The sequence below is a fragment of the Streptomyces thermolilacinus SPC6 genome, from assembly GCF_000478605.2.
Lineage (GTDB): Bacteria > Actinomycetota > Actinomycetes > Streptomycetales > Streptomycetaceae > Streptomyces > Streptomyces thermolilacinus.
The window spans coordinates 2,635,038-2,648,837 of sequence record NZ_ASHX02000001.1; the positions used below are offsets into that span (position 1 = coordinate 2,635,038).

The window sequence follows — 13,800 nt, forward strand, 5'->3', positions numbered from 1 at the left end:
GCCCCCGATGGTAGGCCAGACGGTGTTCAGACGGTCAGACCACGCGCCACCAGATCGATCAGGGCGCACCCGAAAAGGGCGATCCCGATGAAGCCGTTGACCGTGAAGAACGCCCGGTTCAGGCGGGACAGGTCACCCGGCCGCACGATCGAGTGCTCGTACAGGAAGGCCCCCGCGACGATCGCGAGGCCGGTCCAGAACCACGCCCCCGCGCCGGTCAGCAGGGCGTACCAGACGAGGAGGCCCATCGTGACGACGTGCGCGCCGCGCGCCCCGTACAGGGCTGCCGGGATGCCGAAGCGGGCCGGTACGGACATGACGCCGTGCGCCCGGTCCGCGTCCACGTCCTGGCACGCGAAGATCAGGTCGAAGCCGCCGATCCACACGCCGACGGCGAGGCCAAGGACCACCGCGTCCCACGACCACGCGCCGGTCACGGCGAGCCAGGCGCCGACCGGGCCCATGGCCTGGGCGAGACCGAGGATCGCGTGGGGGAAGTTCGTGAACCGCTTGCCGTACGGATAGACGACCATCGGGACGACCGCTATCGGCGCGAGCATCAGGCACAGCGGGTTGAGCAGCGCCGCGGCGCCCAGGAAGACGGCGAGGGCGACGAGCGCCCCGGCCCACGCGGACCGCACCGACATCGCGCCCGTGACCAGCTCGCGCCCGGCGGTGCGGGGGTTGCGGGCGTCGATCTCCCGGTCGATGATCCGGTTGCAGGCCATGGCGAAGGTGCGCAGCCCCACCATCGCGACCGTGACGAGCAGCAGCGTCCACCCGTCCACGCGGCCGCCGTCCAGGTACATGGCCGTGAGCGAGGCGATGTACGCGAAGGGCAGCGCGAAGACCGAGTGCTCGATCATGACCAGGCGCAGGAAGGTCTTCACCCTGCCGGTCGCGGCGGGCGCCCCCGGCGCGGGGGCGGCCGGGCCGGTGACGCCGTCGGTGGTCGTCATGATGCGAGGCTCCCGAGGAACGCGTCGAGGTCGGCCAGCAGCCCGGCGGTGGGCACGGGGCCCGTCTCGACCGTGCGCGGCCCGTACGTGTCGGGGGCGTCGTCGGCGTCGGGCGGGGTGACGTGCGCGGTGAACGTGTACGCGTCCGCACCGGCCGGGCGGGCGTCCAGGCGCAGCACGGCGCCGCCGTCCACGGTGAAGGGGCCCGGTGCGGCGCCGGGGGCGGACGCGGCGGCCAGTCCGGCGCGCAGCCGCTCGGCGAAGTGGGCCGGTTCGGCGTCGCGTACGCCGGGCAGCTCGAACCCGCCGCCCTCGCCCTCGGTCTCGACCATCACGGCCCACACGCCGCCGGGGCCCGCGAACTCGGCCGGGTCCACCCCGGCCTGCTCGGCGGCGAGCCGGACGCCCGGGTCGTCCGGGTCCAGCTCGGGGCGGACGAGGGCGACGTACGCGGTGTCGGTGCCGATGAAGAGGGCCGGGCCGCCCACGGGGACGGGGCTCACAGTCCGTACTCCTTCCAGCGCCGGGTCACCTTGGCGGCGACGGCCGGGTCGGACTCGACCATCTCGGGCCAGCCGCCGTCGCGCACGTATCCCTCCTCGGGCCACTTGCGGGTGGCGTCGATTCCGGCCTTGCCGCCCCAGAACTTCTGGTACGAGGCGTGGTCGAGGTGGTCGACGGGGCCCTCCACGACGGTGAGGTCGCGGGAGTAGTCCACGTTGCCCAGGGCGCGCCAGGAGACCTCGTGCAGGTCGTGGACGTCGCAGTCGGCGTCGACGATCACGACGAGCTTGGTCAGCGACATCATGTGGGCGCCCCAGACGGCGTGCATGACCTTCTGGGCGTGCTTCGGGTACTTCTTGTCGATCGAGATGATCGCGCAGTTGTGGAAGCCGCCCGACTCCGGCAGGTGGTAGTCCACGATGTCCGGGACGATGATCTTGAGGAGGGGCAGGAAGAACCGCTCCGTCGCGCGGCCCAGCGGCCCGTCCTCGGTCGGCGGGCGGCCGACGACGATCGACTGGAGCAGCGGGCGGCGGCGCATCGTGACGCAGTCGATGGTGAGCGCCGGGAACTCCTCCTGCGGCGTGTAGAAGCCCGTGTGGTCGCCGAACGGGCCCTCCGGCAGCATCTTGCCGGGCTCCATCCAGCCCTCCAGGACGACCTCCGCGTTCGCGGGGACCTGGAGCGGGACGGTCTTGCAGTCCACCATGTCGATGCGCTTGCCCTGGAGGAACCCGGCGAACAGGTACTCGTCGATGTCCTCCGGCAGCGGGGCGGTCGAGGCGTACGTGACGGCGGGCGAGGTGCCGAACGCGATGGCGACGGGCAGCCGCTCGCCGCGCCGGGCGGCGACCTGGTAGTGGTTGCGGCTGTCCTTGTGGATCTGCCAGTGCATGCCGATGGTGCGGCGGTCGTGGCGCTGGAGGCGGTAGAGGCCGAGGTTGCGCACGCCGGTCTCGGGGTGCTTGGTGTGGGTGAGGCCCAGGTTGAAGAACGAGCCGCCGTCCTTGGGCCAGGTGAACAGCGCGGGCAGCTTGTCGAGGTCCACCTCGTCGCCGCGCAGGACGACCTCCTGGACGGGAGCGTCCTTCACCTTGCGCGGGGGGATGTGGGTCATGGCGCCGAGCTTCCCGAACGCCTCGCGCACGCCGACGAACCCGCTGGGCAGCTCGGGCTTGAGCAGCCCGCCGATCTTCTCGCTGATCTCGTCGTACGAGGAGAGGCCGAGCGCCTTGAGGAGGCGGCGGTCGGTGCCGTACACGTTCATCGCCAGGGGCATCGACGAGCCCTTGACGTTCTCGAACAGCAGGGCGGGGCCGCCGGCCTTCTGGACCCGGTCGACGATCTCCCCGACCTCCAGGTGCGGGTCCACTTCGGCTTTGATGCGCTTGAGGTCGCCGTCGCGTTCGAGGGCCCGGAGCAGCGAGCGAAGATCGTCGTAAGCCATGTCCCCCAGTATCCCGGAGGCCCGCCTCCCGCCCGCGCCCGGCCCGCCCGTTTCGCCCCCCCGGGCCCGATGCGGGCGCGAGGCGGCCGTGGGGAGGTCGGAGCGCGGGAGCCCGGAGCGCGGGAGGGAGGGGTGTCGGGGGTTGCCGATACCCTGGAAGTGTCATCGGGGGTTGCGTGCGCGGCCCGCTAGCGGAATCAGGGGGCTGTCCCACATGCTCAGGGCACTGATGTTCATCCTGCCGATCGCGCTGACCATCTACGCGTTCATCGACTGCCTGAACACCCCCGAGGACGAGGCCAAGCACCTGCCCAAGGTGGCGTGGGTCTTCATCATCCTGCTGTTCTGGATCGTCGGCCCCATCGTCTGGCTGGCCGCGGGCAGGACGCGGCGCTCCCCCGCGGGCGGCCTTACGCCCGGCGGGTGGCACCGCAACCACCGCACCCAGTGGGTGGCGCCCGACGACAACCCCGAGTTCCTGAAGTCCCTCCGCGAGGAGAAGGACGAGTCGCTCCTCAAGGACTGGGAGGCCGACCTCCGCCGCCGCGAGGAGGAGCTGAAGCGCCGCGAGCAGGGCGAGGGCGGCGCCGCGGGCAAGGGCGACGAGGGCCCGAAGCAGCCCTGACACCGACCGGCCGCGGACGGCCGACTCCCGTTCCGAGCGCCGATGAAGTCCGCGCACCGCACGTTGTGGGCAGTCGTTCCGCTGGGGCGGAACGGGTGGGCACAACGTGGCACGGTGCCCTGAGCAGGGCTCCCCGCACCGGGGCGAGGTACTGGCGCGCGACCCGGCTGCACGGGGCACCCCTTGTGCCCAACCTCCCCCAGGATCTCGGCTTCGCTCGACCAGGGGGGAGGAACGCCTGCCCACAATCGTGGCGACGGCCGGGGCGCGGGCCCCGGTGTTCCGGCCAAACGCCGCTGACGCGGGGCCGGTTGGCGCGTCGACGCCAAGGAGGACTCGGTACGGCATCGGTTGGCGCCGGTTCGGAAACTCTCCGCGACACCCCGGCCACCCAAGGCTATTCTGCGGCTGATGGTGTGACAGGACCTGTCTTGTGGCGCTGACGCTGCACCGGGGGGTGGCGGGTGGACAGAGAGCTGTACGGCCGTGAGGCGGTGTTGGACCCGTCAGGTCTCGTCGCGCGTCTGACCGGCCTCGCCCCGTACGGTTTCGCGGGCGTCCGCCACGAGCACGGCGACGACCCGCCGGTCACCGTCTTCACCGGCGGCCGGGGCATGGGGAAGACCGCGCTGCTCAAGCAGATCCGCAACGCCTACCGGCGCGGCACCCCGCTCGCCCTCCTCGACTGCGGGCGCCTGGAGGAGCCCGCCGAGCACGGCCCCGGCTGGAGCCCGGTCACCGGCGCCCTCGGCGAGCTGGCCGTGCAGCTGTCGCCGCGGGTGCTGTCGGCGCGGCCCGTGGAGTTCCCGCGCCTCGCCCTGGGCCTCGCCGCGGTCACCAGCATCAGCTGGTCCCAGGAGGACGACGAGCGGGCCCGCCGTGACCTCCAGCGCCTCGGGCCGGTCCTCTCGACGGTGGACGAGTCGCGCGGCATGGCCACCGCCTGGGTCGGCAAGGTCCTCGCCAAGCTCGCCGCGAAGGTCGCCGAGGGCGCCGCGCCGATGGCCGGGGTCCTCGCGGAGGCGACGGTGGAGACCGTCCTTGAGGACGTGTTCGGCCGTTCCCAGCGCCGCTCCGAGACCTGGTACGGCTCCTACCGCAGCGCCGGCGGCAACGGCAAGATGGGCCTGCGCCAGCTCGCCGTGGACTTCGCGCAGGGCGGGCCGCGCAGGACCGACGCGGAGGACTTCCTCGTGGGCGCCCTCGTCGAGGACCTGCGCCGCGCGTACACCGGCCTGACCCGGCTCGGCACCCGGCGCGGCCGCCCGGTGATCCTGCTGGACAACGCCCATCTGCCGCTCGGCCGCCGCCTGGTCGAGCCGATCCTGCGGGACCGCGCGGACGGCCGCCGCGACCAGACCGTCGTCATCGCCGCGTCCCGCGACCGGGCCCACGAGGGGCTGCGCCGCGCGACCCGCCTGCGGTTACCCGAGGTCGCGCACCGGGCGCCCTGCCCGCGCGGCACGGACATCACGTCGGGCATCCTCGCGGTGGAGCTGACCCCGCTGAGCCCGGCGCAGACGCGGGCCCTGTTCGACCGGTACGACCCGGCCGGGCGCACACCGCCCGAACTGCCCGGCGCGGTGCACCGGCTGACCGGCGGGCGGCCGCTGGCCGTGGCGCTGCTCGGGCAGGCCGCGGGCGAGGCCCCCGCAGGGGAGCGGGGCACGCTCACGCCGGGCTCGCTGCTGGACCTGGCGGTCGAGGTGCGGGAGGACGCGCCCGCCGTGCCGGTCGCCGACACGCTGCTGGCCGAGCTGCTGCCTGAGCTGCGCCGCGACGAGGCGGCCGCGCTGACCGTACTGGCGGCCGCGCACGACGAGGAGTCGGCGCGGGCGCTGGCCCGCACCCGGCTGCGGGCCGCGTCCGTGGACGGGGACGTGACGCTGCGGCTGCGGGACGCGCTGCGGGGCGACGGCTGGCTCGCGGGCGCGGCGCGCGGCGGGACTTCCGGCGGCGGTGCGGGCTCGGGCGGTACGGCCGGGGACGGTACGGCCGGGGGCGGTACGGCCGGGGGCGGTACGGGACCGGGCGGCGCGGGGGCCGGGTCCGGGTTCGGTGCGGCCGGTGGGCCGGGTGGGGCCGGGGGGCGTACGGGGGCCGTGCCCTCGTACTTCGTGGCCGACCCGCTGCTGCGCGCCCTGCTCCTGCACCGGCTCCGCTTCCAGGACGGCGACGCCCCGGTGTACGCCGCGTGGCGGGCCGTCCACGAGACGCTGCTCGCCCACTACGGCCCGCGCCCCGCCCCGTACCGGCTCCGTCAGGAACTGGCGCTCGGGCGCGTGGACGGCGCGGTGGCCGCCCTGCGCGACGGCTTCGCCGACCCGGACGTGGGGGCCTGGCTGGACCGGCTGCTGTTCGTCGCGACGGCGCCGTACCCCCGCGTCCCCCACCGCTCCGGGCCCGATCCCCGCCGGGCCGTCGCGCTCGGGAGGGACCCGGGCCCCGTCGAGGCGCTCACCGGTCTCGACGAGGCGGCGAAGGCCCTGCACCAGTCGGTGCGGCGGCTGCTGCACGCGGTGTGGCTGCTCACCGACCCGCTGGCGCTGCCCGACGACGACGTGATCGAGCGGATGGCACACGAGCTGCGCCAGCTGTCGGGCCGCCATCTGACCGGCAGCCTTCCGCTGTGGGACGCGGCCACCCACTGGCCGAGGGACATACGGGCCTGGCGAGCGCCGTCGTCGCCGCCGGGCAGCGAGGACGGAGCCTGACGAGCATGGACAACCCCTTCCGGTACCGCCTCTTCTACACCGTCCGCCAGAAGATCGTCACCAGTGTGGTGGTCCTCGCCCTGCTCGCCTGGGGCACCGTCACCGTCGTCCAGCGCGTCACCAAGCCCGAGGACCGCTCGTGTGCCCCGGGCGTGGCTCGTCCGGTCGGCAGCGAGGAGTGCGTCGGCGTCGCCACGGCCGGAGACGGCTACGACTTCGGCGAGTCGCGCCTCACCCTGGTCGCGGACGCGATCGGCCGGGAGAACGCCGCGCTGAAGGACGGCCAGTACACGACGGTCGCCCTGCTGCTGCCGCTCACGTCCACCAGTCCCGGGCTGCGCGAGAAGGTGCTGAACGAGCTGCACGGCGCGTTCGCCCAGCAGTACCGGGCCAACCGGCACAACAACGAGACCCCGAAGATCCGCCTCGTCCTCGCCAACACCGGCAAGGACAACCTCCACTGGAAGACGGCCGTCGAACAGCTGAAGAACATGACCGGCGAACCGCACCACCTGCGGGCCGTGTCCGGCATCGCGACCAGCAGCACCGAGGTGCGCAGCGCGGTCGGGGAGCTGACCGGCAAGGGCATCGCGGTGGTCGGCACCACCATCACCGCCGACGACATCGCCAACGGCCCCGGAGGGCAGCCCTTCCCCGGCCTCGCCCGGGTCTCCCCCACCAACGGCGACGAGGCGCAGGCGCTGACCCGGCTCGGCCCGGTGGACCCGGAGAAGACGCTGATGGTGCACGATACGCGGACCGGCGACCACTACACGGACACGCTGAGGAAGGCGTTCTCGCAGCTGCTTGGCCGGCACGCGTACGAGCCGCGGGTGTTCACCTCCGATACGGACCCGAACGCCGAGGGGACGACGCCCCTCAGGTTCCGGCGGATCACCCAGGACCTGTGCATCATGCCCACGGAGACGGTGTTCTTCGCCGGGCGGCACACGCAGCTGCGGCAGTTCATCAACGCGCTGGGCGCCCGGGGCTGCAAGGAGCGGAAGTTCCTGCTGCTGACCGGCGACGAGGGCTCGTACCTGGGCACGGACCCGCAGCTGGACCGCGCGGCGCTGGAGAGCGGCCTCACGGTGCAGTACGCGGCCCTCGCGCATCCGGACGCGTGGCGGGCCCGGCCCGGCTACCAGCCGCCGAAGACGGGCGGGTCGGCGGAGGCGTACGACGCGTTCGTCCGGGCGCTGGACGACGTGACGAAGGAGCCGGCGGGGCCGCTCGGGCCGACGACCCTCTCGGACGGACAGGCGATCATCGCGTACGACGCCATGGCGCTGGCCGTGCAGGCCATCCGGGAGGCGACGCCGGACGGCGAGATGATCCCCCCGCTGAAGGAGGTGCGGGACTTGTGGCCGGACATCAAGGGCTCGCTGAAGGTGGAGGGCGCGAGCGGCTGGATCTGCCTGGACAACCACGGCAACCCGTACAACAAGGCGGTACCGGTGGTGCAGCTGACGCGAGGCGGGCCCCGGTTCGTGAGGATGGCCTGGCCGGAGGGCCAACCCCCGGACGACGAGTGCGTGCGCATGCCGCGGAGTTGAGTACGGCGTCGTCCGCCGTACCCGGGGCCGCCGAGTGCCCCGGCGCCCGCTGCCGAGGCGGGTGCCGGGGCGGGCTCCGGGGCAGGGTGCCCGGGGCAGGGTGCCCGGGCGGCGCGCCTACTCCACGCCCGCGTACGAGTGCAGGCTGTTCACGAAGAGGTTGACGCCGTAGTAGTTGAACAGCCAGCAGGCGAAGGCGATCAGGGCGATGTACGACGCCTTGCGGCCCTTCCAGCCGACGGTCGCGCGGGCGTGCAGGTACGCGGCGTAGGCGACCCAGGTGATGAAGGACCAGACCTCCTTGGCGTCCCAGCCCCAGTAGCGGCCCCAGGCGTCACCGGCCCAGATGGCGCCCGCGATGATCGTGAACGTCCACAGCGGGAAGACGGCGGCGTTGACCCGGTACGCGAACTTGTCGAACGTCGCGGCAGACGGCAGCCGCTCCATGACGGAGCGGGTGAACGCGGACGGCTTGCCGCCGCCCGCGACCTTCGCCTCGTAGTTGTCGCGCAGCAGGTACAGCAGCGTGGTGACGGCGCCGATGTAGAAGACCGCGCCGCAGAAGATGGCGGTGGAGACGTGGATCCACAGCCAGTACGAGTCGAGGGCCGGGACGAGCTGGTCGCTCTCGGTGTACAGCCAGGTGGTGGCGAGGCCCAGGTCGAGCAGGACGGTCGTGACCAGGGGCAGGCCCAGCCAGCGGACGTTCTTCCCGGCGAGGAGGAAGGCGAGGTACGCACCTGCGGCGACGGTCGAGAACGTCAGCGAGAACTCGTACATGTTGCCCCACGGCGCCCGCTGCACCGACAGGGCGCGGGCGACGACACCGCCCGCCTCCAGCAGGAACGCCAGGGTGGTGAGCGACACGGCGATGCGCCCGTACAGGTCGCCCTTCTCGTCGCCCGCGGCCGCGCCGGGGCCGTCGGGCACGTCCCGCGCACCGGCCGCGCCGCGCGTGACGATCTCGGGCTTGTCCAGCACGGCGGTACCGGCGCCCTGCTTGCCGCGCACCTGGACGGCGGGCGCCCCGGTCCGGGTGCTCGCCGTCGCGGTGAGGGCGGCGGCGGTGCGGCCGACCTTGCTGCGGCTGCCGAGCACCCACTCGGCGATGTGGGCGAGGAACGCCAGCGTGTACACGGCCATGGCCGAGTAGACGAGGGTGTTGCTGATGTTCGCCAGGTCTTCGTTGGCGGCGGCGATGATCACTGCGATGCCCCTTCGGCGGGAACAGCCTCTTCGGCGGGTTCGGGGTTCTCGGCGTCGTCCGTGTGAGCGGCACCGGCGTCCGGCGCGGTCGGCACCACGGAGTGGACCTGGTCCGCCAGCTCGGCCAGCTCCTCGGCGAGCTTCGACGACTCGCTGCGCCCGAGGCCCGCCATCTCCACGACGGTCACACCGTCCTCAGCCGTCACGGCCCGCACCCAGACGCGGCGCCGCTGGATGAACAGCGAGCCCATCAGGCCCAGGATCGCGGCGACGGCGCCGGTGAGCGCCCAGCCGTTGCCCGGCTGCTGGCTGATCTGGAAGCTGGCCCACTCCTTGATCTCCCGCTCGAAGGTGATCGAGCCCGCCCCGTCGGGGAGCGTGAAGGTCTCACCGGGCTTGAGCTGCTTCTTCAGGATGTCGCCGCGCGCGTCCTTGAACGGCTTCATCTTGGACGTGTCGAGCTGGTACACGTTCTGCGGCACGCCCGAGTCGGCGCGCAGGTCGCCGTGGTAGGCGGAGACGCTCAGGCGCGGGTCCACGAGCGCGGGGAAGACGGAGAACATCTGGCCCTGCCCCTCGCCGGCGAACGTCGGCACGAAGAACATCGGGATGCCCAGCTGGTCGCGCTTGCCGCTCTTGTCCTTGTAGCCGTCCTTCACCTTGAGGACGCCCTGCGAGGTGACGTTGGCGTCGAGCGGCAGCAGCGGCACGGGACCCTGGCTGACGATCTCGCCCTTGCCGTCCCGGACGGTGACGACGGGGGCGTACCCGTGCTCGATCAGGTACACCTTCGCGCCGTCCACCTTGAGCGGCTCGTTGACGCGGATGACGGCGTTCTTGTCCGGGCCGCCCTTCTCGGAGTACGTGACGGCCGCCTCGAACGTGCGGGGCGTGCCGCGCTGCGGGCCGGTCGCCTCGTACGTGCCGGTGAACTCCTTCAGTTCGAAGCTGAAGTGTCCGAGGTCGTCCAGGGCGAACAGGGAGCCGGACCGGAAGTCGTCGTACTGGCTCAGCGTGTTGGCGAAGCCGTCGCCCTCCACGATGAGCTTGCCGCCCTCGGAGCGGAACAGCTGCCCGGCGGCGAAGGCGAGGAGCATCACGATCAGCGCGATGTGGAAGACGAGGTTTCCCGCCTCGCGGAGGTAGCCCTTCTCGGCCGCGACCGCGTCACCGGACGCGTGGACCCGGAACCGCCGCTTCCGCAGCACCTTCACGGCCGCCTCGCGGACCCCCTCGGGTTCGGCCTCGGTGCGCCAGGTCGTGTACGCGGGGAGGCGGGTGAGCCGCTTGGGCGCGCCCGGCGGGCGGCTGCGCAGCTGGCCGACGAACTGCGTGCTGCGCGGGAGGATGCAGCCGATGAGGGAGACGAACAGCAGGATGTAGATCGCGGAGAACCACACCGACGTGTAGACGTCGAAAAGCTGGAGCTTCTCGTAGATCGGCGTGAGCGTCTTGTGGGACTCCTTGAAGGCGTTGACCTTCATCTCGTCCACGCCGGTCTGCGGGATGAGGGAGCCGGGGATCGCGGCGAGGGACAGCAGGAACAGCAGGATCAGCGCGACCCGCATGGAGGTCAGCTGCCGCCAGAACCAGCGGACCCAGCCGGTGAGGCCGAGGGCGGGGAGCACGGTGGACGCGGTCTCGGGGTCCTGCGCGGGGGCGGTGGACAGCCGCTCCCCGGCGGCGCCGATGGACTGCTCGTCCAGGGCCTGCGCGTCCAGGGCCTGCGCGTCGGCGGTCCGGGTGGCGGGGGTCCGCTCGCCGGGCGCGTCCGTGCCGGTGCGCCCGGTTCCGCCGGTGTGTTCGGTGTTGCTCATGGTGAACCTCAGATCCCCACCTGGAAGCCGCTGGACCAGCTCTGCGTCGTCTGCACGAGCGCGTCCCACACGCCGGTCAGCAGGAGCAGACCGGTCAGGATCATCATGCCGCCGCCGATCCGCATCACCCACGCGTAGTGCCGCTTGACCCAGCCGAACGCGCCGAGCGCCTTGCGGAACGCGACGGCGGCGACGATGAACGGCAGGCCGAGGCCGAGACAGTACGCGAAGGTGAGCAGCGCGCCGCGCCCGGCGCTGGCCTCGGTGAGGGCGAGCGCGTTGACGGCCGTCAGGGTCGGGCCGACGCACGGCGTCCAGCCGACGCCGAACAGCACGCCGATGACCGGCGCGCCGACGAGGCCGGCGGCCGGGCGCTTGTGGAACCGGAACTCGCGCTGGGTGAGCCACGGCATGAACCCCAGGAAGAAGGCGCCCATGAGGACCATCACGACGCCGAGGACCTTGTTCAGGACCTCGCGGTGGCCCAGGAGCGTCTGGCCGGAGTAGCCGAACAGCGCGCCGCCGGAGACGAAGACGGCGGTGAAGCCGAGGACGAAGAGGGCGGCGCCGAGCGCCATCCGGCCGCGCCGCGCCTCGGCCAGGTCCGTGCCGGTGACCCCGGTCACGTAGGAGAGGTAGCCGGGGACCAGGGGCAGCACGCAGGGCGAGAAGAAGGAGACCAGGCCGCCGAGGACGGCGATGGGCAGGGCCAGCAGGAGGGCCCCGCTGAAGACCGTCTCGTTCATGGACTACTGCCCGTCGGCCTTCTGCGCGCCCATCTTCTGCCCGTCGGCCTTCCGCGCCGCGGACTTCCCGGCCTGCGGCTGCTCGGCGAGGACCGGGGCGATCATCGCGCGCAGCTCCTTCTCGGAGACCGCCTTGAGGGTACGCGCGGCGATCTTGCCGTCCCGGTCGAGGACGAGCGTCGAGGGGATGGCCTGCGGCTGGACCGCGCCCTTGGGGAAGCCGTTGAGGACGAGCTTGCCGTACGGGTCGTACAGGCTCGGGTACGGGACCTTGAAGTCCTTCTCGAACTTGATCGAGGAGAGCTTCTTGCTGCGGGTGTTGATGCCGACGAACTCGACACCCTGGGGCTTCAGGTCTCCCGCGACCTTCACGAAGTGCGGGGCCTCGGCGCGGCACGGGTTGCACCAGTCGCCCCACAGGTTGAGCACGACGACCTTGCCCTTGAGGTCGGCGACGTCGAGCCGGTCGCCGTCCAGGGTCTCGCCCGCCAGCTTGGGCGTGGGGCGCTCGCCCTTGGGGATGGTGGCGACGCCGTCCACGTTGGTGACGAAGTTGGTGTTGCCGCCGCCCCCGGACGTGCCCGTGGGGCTGCCGCTGCACGCGGTCAGCGCGAGCGCGGCCGCCAGGGCGCCGGCGGTGAGCAGGAGGCCTCGGGGGGCTCGACTGTGGCTCATGTGAAAAGTTTCGCATGGCCGTTTCGCCGATCTTGCCCGCCCCCCTGAGTGCCCGTAAAGCCCCTTGTGAAGCCGGGCTAAGGCCGCAGGAAGGAGTTCCAGCCACCTGCCGGGGATTCTCCCACCGAGAGCGAGCGGAGCTTCGACAAGATCTCCGGGTCCTGGGCGTCGAGCCAGTCCACGAGTTGCCGGAAGGAGACGAGTCGTACGTCCTTCTTTCCCGCCATTTCCTTGAGCGCGTCCTCGACGGCGTCCATGTAGATTCCGCCGTTCCACTGCTCGAAGTGGTTTCCGACGAAGAAGGGCGCGCGATTCGTCTCGTACGCGCGGGTGAATCCGGCGAGATACGCCTCGGTGGCCTGCTTCTTCCAGCCGGGATAACGGGAGGGGACGCCCTGGGTGGTGTTCTTGGACTGGTTGGCGAGGATGTTGTAGTCCATGGAGAGGACTTCGAAGGAGTGGCCGGGGAACGGGATGGCCTGGAGCGGCAGGTCCCACAGGCCCTGGCGTTCGGAGGGCCAGACCTGGCGGCCGCCGGGCGACGAGGCGTCGTAGCGCCAGCCCAGTTTCCGGGCGGTGGGCAGGAGGTTGTCCTGGCCGAGGAGGCAGGGGGTGCGGCCGCCGACGAGTTCCCTGCGGTAGTCGAAGGGGAGCGGGTCGAGGTCGGTCCAGCCGCTGTTGGTCTTCCATTCGGTGACGAATTTCACCGCCTGGTCGATTTCGTCGCGCCAGTCCTTTGGGGTCCAGTTCCCGACGGAGCCGGAGCCGCCGCAGAAATGGCCGTTGAAGTGGGTGCCTATCTCGTGCCCTTCGAGCCAGGCGCGGCGGAGGTTCTCCAGGGTGTCCTTGATGTGGTCGTCGGTGAGGTATCCGATGTCGGAGGCGCCGGGGCTGTTGCGGGGCGGGCGGTAGAGGGTCTTCCTGGATTCCGGCAGGAGGTAGATCCCGGAGAGGAAGAACGTCATCCCGGCGCCGTGTTCCCGGGCGAGGTCGAGGAAGCGCGGGAAGAGGCCGTTGCCGACCTCTCCCGCGCCGTCCCAGGAGAAGACCACGAACTGCGGCGGGGTCTGGCCCGGTTCGAGCGGAGTGGGGCGGGCGGGCTGGCGGGGCTGCCTGCCCGTGTCGGCGGTGGAGCCGTCCCCGATGGGGCGCCCCGGCGGCGGCGTACCGCCCGTACCGCCGCCCTTGCCGTCGCCGCCCGCGCCGTCGCCCGGACCGGGGCTCGCGCCGCCGCTCGTACCTCCGGGGGCCGTACCGGGGCCCTGGTCGCCGATCTCGCCGAGGGCGCCGCAGGCACTCGTCCCGAGTGCGGCCGCGGCGCCAACTCCCGCTCCCAGCAACGCCCTTCGGCTCATGGCACGCATACCGTCCCCCATTCCGCATCGGACACGGCGGCCGGTTTCTTCCGGCCGACACCCGGTGGGATGGCGGAAAGTGGACGCAAGGTTCCGCCGATAATCACACGATTATTGGCGTGACGAAACGGTTACTCCGTAACGGAGATCACCGTCGCGATGACGGTCGGCATGGCCGTCGGGATGACCTTCAGAA

Annotated in this window: 11 protein-coding genes; 3 read left to right on the plus strand and 8 right to left on the minus strand. The window is 72.1% G+C overall.

Annotation, left to right across the window (positions count from 1 at the left end; translation table 11 throughout):
* Positions 1 to 26 precede the first annotated feature (26 nt).
* Genes mqnP through J116_RS11150 form a run of 3 tightly spaced genes read right to left on the minus strand, consistent with a single transcriptional unit; the run spans position 27 to position 2,910 of the window.
* Positions 27 to 959 (minus strand): menaquinone biosynthesis prenyltransferase MqnP, encoded by a 933-nt coding sequence (gene mqnP, locus J116_RS11140; protein WP_023587153.1) that lies wholly within the window; start codon positions 957 to 959, stop codon positions 27 to 29.
* Entirely contained in the window at positions 956 to 1,462 is a 507-nt protein-coding gene (locus J116_RS11145) for a hypothetical protein (protein ID WP_023587154.1), read from the minus strand. The genes mqnP and J116_RS11145 overlap by 4 nt, the downstream gene beginning before the upstream one ends.
* Positions 1,459 to 2,910 (minus strand): menaquinone biosynthesis decarboxylase, encoded by a 1,452-nt coding sequence (locus J116_RS11150; RefSeq protein ID WP_023587155.1) that lies wholly within the window; start codon positions 2,908 to 2,910, stop codon positions 1,459 to 1,461. The genes J116_RS11145 and J116_RS11150 overlap by 4 nt, the downstream gene beginning before the upstream one ends.
* Positions 2,911 to 3,124: 214 nt before the next feature.
* Between J116_RS11150 and J116_RS11155 the strand changes: the two genes are divergently transcribed.
* The 3 genes from J116_RS11155 to J116_RS11165 all read left to right on the plus strand — a co-directional run bounded on the left by J116_RS11155 (position 3,125) and on the right by J116_RS11165 (position 7,805).
* Complete coding sequence (locus J116_RS11155) at positions 3,125 to 3,535, plus strand: PLD nuclease N-terminal domain-containing protein (protein ID WP_023587156.1); 411 nt, start codon at positions 3,125 to 3,127, stop codon at positions 3,533 to 3,535.
* Between the two features lie 464 nt (positions 3,536 to 3,999).
* A complete protein-coding gene (locus J116_RS30870; RefSeq protein WP_023587157.1) occupies positions 4,000 to 6,249 on the plus strand; it encodes a hypothetical protein in 2,250 nt (749 codons plus the stop codon).
* Between the two features lie 5 nt (positions 6,250 to 6,254).
* Entirely contained in the window at positions 6,255 to 7,805 is a 1,551-nt protein-coding gene (locus tag J116_RS11165) for an ABC transporter substrate-binding protein (protein WP_023587158.1), read from the plus strand.
* Positions 7,806 to 7,922: 117 nt separating this feature from the next.
* Here J116_RS11165 and ccsB read toward each other — a convergent pair whose 3' ends face one another.
* The 5 genes from ccsB to J116_RS11190 form a co-directional block, all read right to left on the minus strand.
* Positions 7,923 to 9,011: a c-type cytochrome biogenesis protein CcsB gene (ccsB, locus tag J116_RS11170; RefSeq protein WP_023587159.1), complete on the minus strand. Its 1,089-nt coding sequence runs from the start codon at positions 9,009 to 9,011 to the stop codon at positions 7,923 to 7,925.
* On the minus strand, positions 9,008 to 10,828 hold the full coding sequence (gene resB, locus J116_RS11175) for a cytochrome c biogenesis protein ResB (protein WP_023587160.1): 1,821 nt from the start codon (positions 10,826 to 10,828) through the stop codon (positions 9,008 to 9,010). The genes ccsB and resB overlap by 4 nt, the downstream gene beginning before the upstream one ends.
* Positions 10,829 to 10,836: 8 nt before the next feature.
* Positions 10,837 to 11,574: a cytochrome c biogenesis CcdA family protein gene (locus J116_RS11180; protein WP_023587161.1), complete on the minus strand. Its 738-nt coding sequence runs from the start codon at positions 11,572 to 11,574 to the stop codon at positions 10,837 to 10,839.
* Between the two features lie 3 nt (positions 11,575 to 11,577).
* Positions 11,578 to 12,249, minus strand: a complete 672-nt coding sequence (locus J116_RS11185; RefSeq protein ID WP_023587162.1) for a TlpA family protein disulfide reductase — start codon at positions 12,247 to 12,249, stop codon at positions 11,578 to 11,580.
* Positions 12,250 to 12,326: 77 nt separating this feature from the next.
* Entirely contained in the window at positions 12,327 to 13,613 is a 1,287-nt protein-coding gene (locus tag J116_RS11190) for a polysaccharide deacetylase family protein (protein ID WP_028963929.1), read from the minus strand.
* Between the last annotated feature and the right edge of the window lie 187 nt (positions 13,614 to 13,800).

Bases quoted from the DNA above. Each gene is read 5' to 3' on its own strand.
- mqnP (WP_023587153.1), bottom strand. From the start codon at position 959: ATGACGACCACCGACGGCGTCACCGGCCCGGCCGCCCCCGCGCCGGGG.
- J116_RS11150 (WP_023587155.1), bottom strand. From the start codon at position 2,910: ATGGCTTACGACGATCTTCGCTCGCTGCTCCGGGCCCTCGAACGCGAC.
- J116_RS11155 (WP_023587156.1), top strand. From the start codon at position 3,125: ATGCTCAGGGCACTGATGTTCATCCTGCCGATCGCGCTGACCATCTAC.
- J116_RS11165 (WP_023587158.1), top strand. From the start codon at position 6,255: ATGGACAACCCCTTCCGGTACCGCCTCTTCTACACCGTCCGCCAGAAG.
- resB (WP_023587160.1), bottom strand. From the start codon at position 10,828: ATGAGCAACACCGAACACACCGGCGGAACCGGGCGCACCGGCACGGAC.
- J116_RS11180 (WP_023587161.1), bottom strand. From the start codon at position 11,574: ATGAACGAGACGGTCTTCAGCGGGGCCCTCCTGCTGGCCCTGCCCATC.
- J116_RS11185 (WP_023587162.1), bottom strand. From the start codon at position 12,249: ATGAGCCACAGTCGAGCCCCCCGAGGCCTCCTGCTCACCGCCGGCGCC.
- J116_RS11190 (WP_028963929.1), bottom strand. From the start codon at position 13,613: ATGCGTGCCATGAGCCGAAGGGCGTTGCTGGGAGCGGGAGTTGGCGCC.